This window comes from Desulfuromonadales bacterium (assembly GCA_035620395.1).
In the GTDB taxonomy this organism is placed as follows: Bacteria; Desulfobacterota; Desulfuromonadia; order Desulfuromonadales; family DASPGW01; genus DASPGW01.
The window spans coordinates 1-5,506 of sequence record DASPGW010000146.1; the positions used below are offsets into that span (position 1 = coordinate 1).

Consider the following 5,506-nt stretch of genomic DNA (forward strand, 5'->3'; position numbering starts at 1 on the left):
AAGCAGCGGCCTCGCCTTCGAGGAGAACTTCGATGTCCTCGTCGGCATTTTCGAGGCGGGTGCCCTGGTGGCGGTGGCGGCGCGGCAGGAGAACATCCTGAAAATGTTCGCCATCGCCCCGTCCCACCGTGGCGGCCCGGCGCTCGGGGAGCTGGCGACGGAGTTGATCCGCGGCGGCTCGGCGGCCGGCTGCGAGACCTTCTTCGTCTTCACTGCCCCGGCGAACGCCCTCGCCTTCCAGGCGCTCAACTTCGCGCCGCTGGTGCACCATCCGCAGGCCGTGCTGCTGGAATACGGCGGCGGCCTCCCCCGTTATCTGGCGGCCCACCGGCACCTGGTGCGCCCGGGGCGCAACGGGGCAGTGGTCGTCAACTGCAACCCCTTCACCCGCGGCCATCGCTACCTGATCGAACAGGCCGCCGGCCAGGTCGACCATCTCTACGTCTTCGTGGTGCGGGAGGACCGCTCGGCCTTCCCCTTCGCCGTGCGCCTGCGACTGGTCGAAGAGGGAGTGCGGGACCTGACCAATGTCAGCGTCCTCGACAGCTCCCACTACGCGGTGAGCGCCGTCACCTTCCCCGCCTACTTCCTCAAGGACCCAGACGCGGCGGCGACGGTGCAGATGGAGATCGACCTGATGCTCTTCGGCCGGCATATCGCCCCCTTCTTCCACATCGACCGCCGCTTCATCGGCACCGAACCGTACTGCCGCACCACCCGGCGCTACGGCGAGACGATGCGACGGCTGCTGCCCGACTACGGGATCGAGACGGTGCAGCATGAGCGGCTGCAGACCGGGGCGGAGGCGGTCAGCGCCTGGCGGGTACGTGAAGCGCTGCGCCGGGAAGCCTACGAGGAGTTGCGCCGGCTGGTGCCGAGGAGCACTTTCGACTTTCTCCTCTCGGATGCCGCCCGGGAAATTCGCGAGAAACTTCGTACCTACAGCAGGAGGCACTGATGGAAATCCGCAGAAAGGTCCAGGCCGGCACCATGCAGTCGAGCGATCTGATGGTCTTCGTCGAGCCGGCCGAGGCGCTCACCATCGAGATCGAGTCGACGGTCAAGCGCCAGTTCGAGCACCTCATCCGCGCCCGCATCGAGGCCGTCCTCGCCCGCTTCGGAGTGACCGCCGGCAGCATCCGCGTCACCGACCGCGGCGCCCTCGACTACGCCATCGAGGCGCGTATGGAAGCGGCACTGAAACGGGCTGGAGAGACAAACCTTTGAAGACGGAGGACGGAAGACGGAGGACGGAAAAAGGCTCTTGCTGTCCTCTGTCCTCAGTCCTCCGTCCTCGATCCTGAGAGGATTCTATGAACGGACTCTGGTACAAGGAATACGAGCAGGGGCGGCGCTTCATCATCAAGGTCAGCCCCGGTGAGCGCGTCATCACGCAACTGCTCAAATTCGCCGGCGAGACCGGCGTCAAGAACGCGGTCATCGTCTCCGCCGTCGGTTCGATGCAGAACGTCCGCTTTCGCGGCATCAAGGCCGGCGCCCGACTCCCCATCACCCCGCCGCGCATGCAGCTCCACGAGGTGGAGGGGCCGCTGGAGCTCATCGGCCTGGAAGGCAATCTCTTCCCCGACGAAAGCGGCGCCGTCGACTGCCATCTGCACATCATGCTCGGCAAGTCGTCCGGCGAGTTGATCGGCGGCCACCTCTTCGACGCCGAAGTCTTCGCCAGTTGCGAGATTCTGCTGACCGAGGTGCTGGTCGAGGGGATCGAACGCCACACCTCGAAGTCCGGGGGCGTGCCGACCATCTTCATCAGCAAGGAGGGTGCGCCATGACCGAATTCCGCCTGCGCCGGACGCTGCTCTACGTGCCGGGGAACATGCCGTCGATGCTGCAGAACATCCCGATGTTCGACTGCGACGGGGTGATCATCGACCTCGAGGACGCCGTCCCCTACAGCGAGAAGGACGCCGCCCGCATTCTCGTGCGGCGCTTCCTCGAAGGCTACACCGACCGCAACAAGGAAGTGATCGTGCGCATCAACCCCCTCGACAGCAAGTGGGGGATTCTCGACCTGAAAGAAGTGCTGCGCGCCCTGCCCGACGGCATCCGCCTGCCCAAGGCAGACTCCCCGGAGATCGTCGAGCGCCTCGACACCCTGCTCACCGAGTTCGAGGAGGAGCTGGGGGTGGAGATCGGCCGCTTCAAGATCCTGCCGTCCATCGAGAGCGCCGCCGGGGTGATCAACTCCATCCGCATCGCCCGCTGCTCGAAGCGCATCATCGCGCTGGCCTTCGGCGCCGAGGACTACACCGCCAGCCTGGAGATCGAGCGGACCAAGACCGGCGAGGAGCTCTTCCACGCCCGTACCCGCGTCATCTGGGCGGCCAAGGCGGCCGGCATCCAGGCGATCGACAGCATCTTCGCCGACGTCTCCGACATGGAGGGGCTGCGCCGCGAAACCCGGCTGATCAAGACCCTCGGCTTCAACGGCAAGTCGCTGGTCAACCCGCGCCAGATCGAACTGGTCCACGAGGTCTTCGCCCCCAAGCAGGAAGAGGTCGACTACGCCCTGCAGGTGGTCGACGCCATCCAGCGCGCCCGGACCATGGGGACGGGCGTCATCTCCCTGGGCGGCAAGATGGTCGACGCGCCGGTGGTCAAGCGGGCGGTGCGCGTCCTGAAGACGGCCAAGGCGCACGGCCTGATCGACATCGAACTCGACGAGGAGGCGATCTATGGTGAAAAATAGTCTGGGCCGGCTGATCCCCGAAACCTTCCACGGCCGCCCCCTCACCCCCTACGCCGACCCCTTCTCGCTGCGCCCGACGGGCAACGTCGCCCCCCGTCCCCTGCGCCGCGTCAACCCGGGAGCGGGCAAGCTGCTCCCCGGCCTGCGCGAAGCGATCGAGGCCGCCGGGCTGCGCGACGGCATGACCATCGCCACCCACCACCACCTGCGCAACGGCGACCTGCTGCTCGGCCTCGTCGTGCGCGAGCTCGACGGCCTGGGGCTGCGCGACATCCGCATCGCCTCGAGCTCGGTCCACCCGGTGCACGCCGAGATCATCCCCTACATTCAAAAGGGGGTCATCAGCGCCATCGAGTGCGGCGTCAACGGCCCCATCGGCGAGATGGTCTCGAAAGGGGAGCTCTCCTGCCCGGTCGTCGTGCGCACCCACGGCGGCCGCGCCCGCGCCATCATCAGCGGCCAGGTGCCGGTCGACGTCGCCTTCATCGCCGCCCCGACCTGCGACGAGTACGGCAACATGAACGGCTTCTACGGCCCCTCGGCCTGCGGCAGCCTCGGCTATGCGCACACCGACGCCGAGCACGCCCGCTGCGTCGTCGCCGTCACCGACAACCTCGTTCCCTACCCGGCCTCCCCGATCTCCATCCCGCAGACCCTGGTCGACTACGTGGTGCCGGTAGCGACCCTCGGCGACCCGAAGAAGATCGTCTCCACCACCACCCGCATCACCACCGACCCGGTCGGCCTGCTCATCGCCAAGTACGCCGCCCAGGTCATCGAGGCTTCGGGACTGCTGCGCGACGGCTTCTCCTTCCAGACCGGCAGCGGCGGCATCTCCCTGGCGGTGGCCGACCACGTGCGGCGGATGATGCGCGAGCAGCAGATCAAGGGGAGCTTCGGCTGCGGCGGCATCACCGGCTACTTTGTCGACATGCTCGAGGAGGGTCTGTTCCAGGGACTCTTCGACGTGCAGTGCTTCGACCTGAAGGCGGTCGAGTCGATGGGGCGCAACCGCAGCCACATGGAGATCAGCGCCGACATGTACGCCAACCCCTTCAACGCCGGCGCGGTGGTCAACCGGCTCGACTGCGTCATCCTCGGCGCCACCGAGGTCGACGTCGATTTCAACGTCAACGTCAACACCGAGAGCAACGGCTACCTGCTGCACAACACCGGCGGCCACTCCGACACGGCGGCCGGGGCGAAGCTCGCGATCATCGTCGCCCCCTCCATCCGCGGCCGGCTCCCCATCGTCAAGGACGCCGTCACCACCGTCACCACGCCCGGCGAAACCGTCGACGTGGTCGTCACCGAGCGGGGCATCGCCGTCAACGACAAGCACGTCGACCTCAAGAACGAATTGCGGCGCCGCAAGGTGCCGGTCAAGGACATCCGAGAGCTGCAGCAGGAGATCTACCAGATCACCGGCCGGCCCCGCCCTCTGGAGTTTGCGGACGAGGTGGTGGCCCTGATCGAATACCGCGACGGATCGATCATCGATGTCATACGCAAAGTTGAAGAGTGAGCTGCTGGCCGCCCGCGACCGCCGCCACGCCGCCCTGCTGCAGGCCCTCGGCCACGGCGGGCGGGCCACCCTGTTTCTCTCCCTCGCCCTTCCCGGCGCCGACAAGACGCCGGCCGGCGCCCTCCATCTCTTCGCCTGGGCCAGGCAGGAAGCGGCGGCGGCCTGCGGGAGCCTGGCGGGACTGCGCGAGGGATTCGACCGGCTCGGCCCCTTCGCCATCCTCGGCAGCGCCATGGAACCTGCGCCGCTGAAGCAGATCTGCGTCGGGCTGGAGGCCATCGCCCCCTTCGCCCGGCTGATCGACGCCGATGTCTACGACCCGCAAGGGGTCGCCGCCGACCGGGCGGCCCTGGGGCTCCCACCCCGTTCCTGCCTGGTCTGCGAGGCGCCGGCCAGGGAATGCATCCGCCTCGGGCGTCACGACGGCGCCGAACTTTCCCGGAGGGTTCATGAACTGCTCGCCCCTTTCACAGACTGAACGGCTGGCTGTATCCCTCATCCAGGGCCTGCGGGCCGAGCTTTTCCTCACCCCCAAGCCGGGACTGGTCGACCTGATCGACAGCGGCTCCCACCCCGACCTCTCCCTGGCGAAAATGTCCGCCTCCATCGATCTGGTCGCCAATTATTTCGCCCACCTGCTCGTTGCACTGAACGCCGGCGCCACCCTTGCCGAACTGGTCGCCGCCGGCCGCCGGGCCGAGGAGCGGATGCTCGCCACCCTCGGCACCAACACCCACAAGGGCGCCATCTTCCTCGGCGGCCTGCTGCTCGTCGCCCGCTTCCGGGCCACGGCCGCCGAGCAGCCGCTGCAGCCCACCGTTGCCGCGGTCGCCCGCGAAGTCCTGGCCTTCTCCCCTCCGGCGGCCACCAACGGCCAGGCAGCGCGCGCCGCCTACCGGACCGGCGGCATCGTCGCCGAGGCCCGGGCCGGCCTCCCCTGCCTCTTCGGCGTGGCCCTTCCCGCCTACCGGCAGGCCCTGCGTGCAGGGGGAGGCGCGCAACACGCCGCCTTCTTCATGCTGAGCCGCTTGATGCAGACCGTCGAGGACACCACCGCCCTGCACCGCTGCGGGCGCGCCGGACTGGCGCAGCTGCAGCGGGACGGCCGCCTGCTGGAAGCGATGCTGACCGAAGGCTTCGACCCGGTGCCCCTGCTGACCAAGCTGAACCTCGAATACCGGGCGCTGAACCTGACCATGGGGGGCGTCGCCGACCTGCTCGGGGTCGCCTTCGGCTGTCTGGCCTATGAGGGGTATGCAGTGGGGGACTGG

At 68.0% G+C, this 5,506-nt stretch carries 7 protein-coding genes; all 7 read left to right on the plus strand.

The window, feature by feature from the left end:
• Positions 1-958 (plus strand): citrate lyase ligase (locus tag VD811_07995; GenBank protein HXV20911.1); only part of this gene is annotated, 958 nt, incomplete at its 5' end.
• Positions 958-1,227, plus strand: coding sequence for a citrate lyase acyl carrier protein (gene citD / locus VD811_08000; protein ID HXV20912.1), 270 nt, complete (start codon positions 958-960; stop codon positions 1,225-1,227). The genes VD811_07995 and citD, both read left to right, overlap by 1 nt.
• A gap of 86 nt (positions 1,228-1,313) precedes the next feature.
• Positions 1,314-1,793, plus strand: coding sequence for a PPC domain-containing DNA-binding protein (locus tag VD811_08005; GenBank protein HXV20913.1), 480 nt, complete (start codon positions 1,314-1,316; stop codon positions 1,791-1,793).
• Positions 1,790-2,710, plus strand: coding sequence for an aldolase/citrate lyase family protein (locus VD811_08010; GenBank protein HXV20914.1), 921 nt, complete (start codon positions 1,790-1,792; stop codon positions 2,708-2,710). The genes VD811_08005 and VD811_08010 overlap by 4 nt, the downstream gene beginning before the upstream one ends.
• A complete protein-coding gene (citF, locus tag VD811_08015) occupies positions 2,697-4,235 on the plus strand; it encodes a citrate lyase subunit alpha (GenBank protein ID HXV20915.1) in 1,539 nt (512 codons plus the stop codon). Before VD811_08010 ends, citF begins: the two co-directional genes overlap by 14 nt.
• Positions 4,210-4,713 carry a citrate lyase holo-[acyl-carrier protein] synthase gene (locus VD811_08020; GenBank protein HXV20916.1) on the plus strand — a complete coding sequence of 168 codons (504 nt, stop codon included), beginning with the start codon at positions 4,210-4,212 and terminating at the stop codon, positions 4,711-4,713. Before citF ends, VD811_08020 begins: the two co-directional genes overlap by 26 nt.
• On the plus strand, positions 4,685-5,506 hold an 822-nt coding region (locus VD811_08025), incomplete at its 3' end, for a triphosphoribosyl-dephospho-CoA synthase (protein ID HXV20917.1). The genes VD811_08020 and VD811_08025, both read left to right, overlap by 29 nt.

What these genes read in the sequence shown, in the direction of transcription:
- VD811_08005 (HXV20913.1), top strand. Translation starts at nt 1,314, where the DNA reads ATGAACGGACTCTGGTACAAGGAATACGAGCAGGGGCGGCGCTTCATC.
- VD811_08020 (HXV20916.1), top strand. Translation starts at nt 4,210, where the DNA reads ATGTCATACGCAAAGTTGAAGAGTGAGCTGCTGGCCGCCCGCGACCGC.
- VD811_08010 (HXV20914.1), top strand. Translation starts at nt 1,790, where the DNA reads ATGACCGAATTCCGCCTGCGCCGGACGCTGCTCTACGTGCCGGGGAAC.
- citF (HXV20915.1), top strand. Translation starts at nt 2,697, where the DNA reads ATGGTGAAAAATAGTCTGGGCCGGCTGATCCCCGAAACCTTCCACGGC.
- citD (HXV20912.1), top strand. Translation starts at nt 958, where the DNA reads ATGGAAATCCGCAGAAAGGTCCAGGCCGGCACCATGCAGTCGAGCGAT.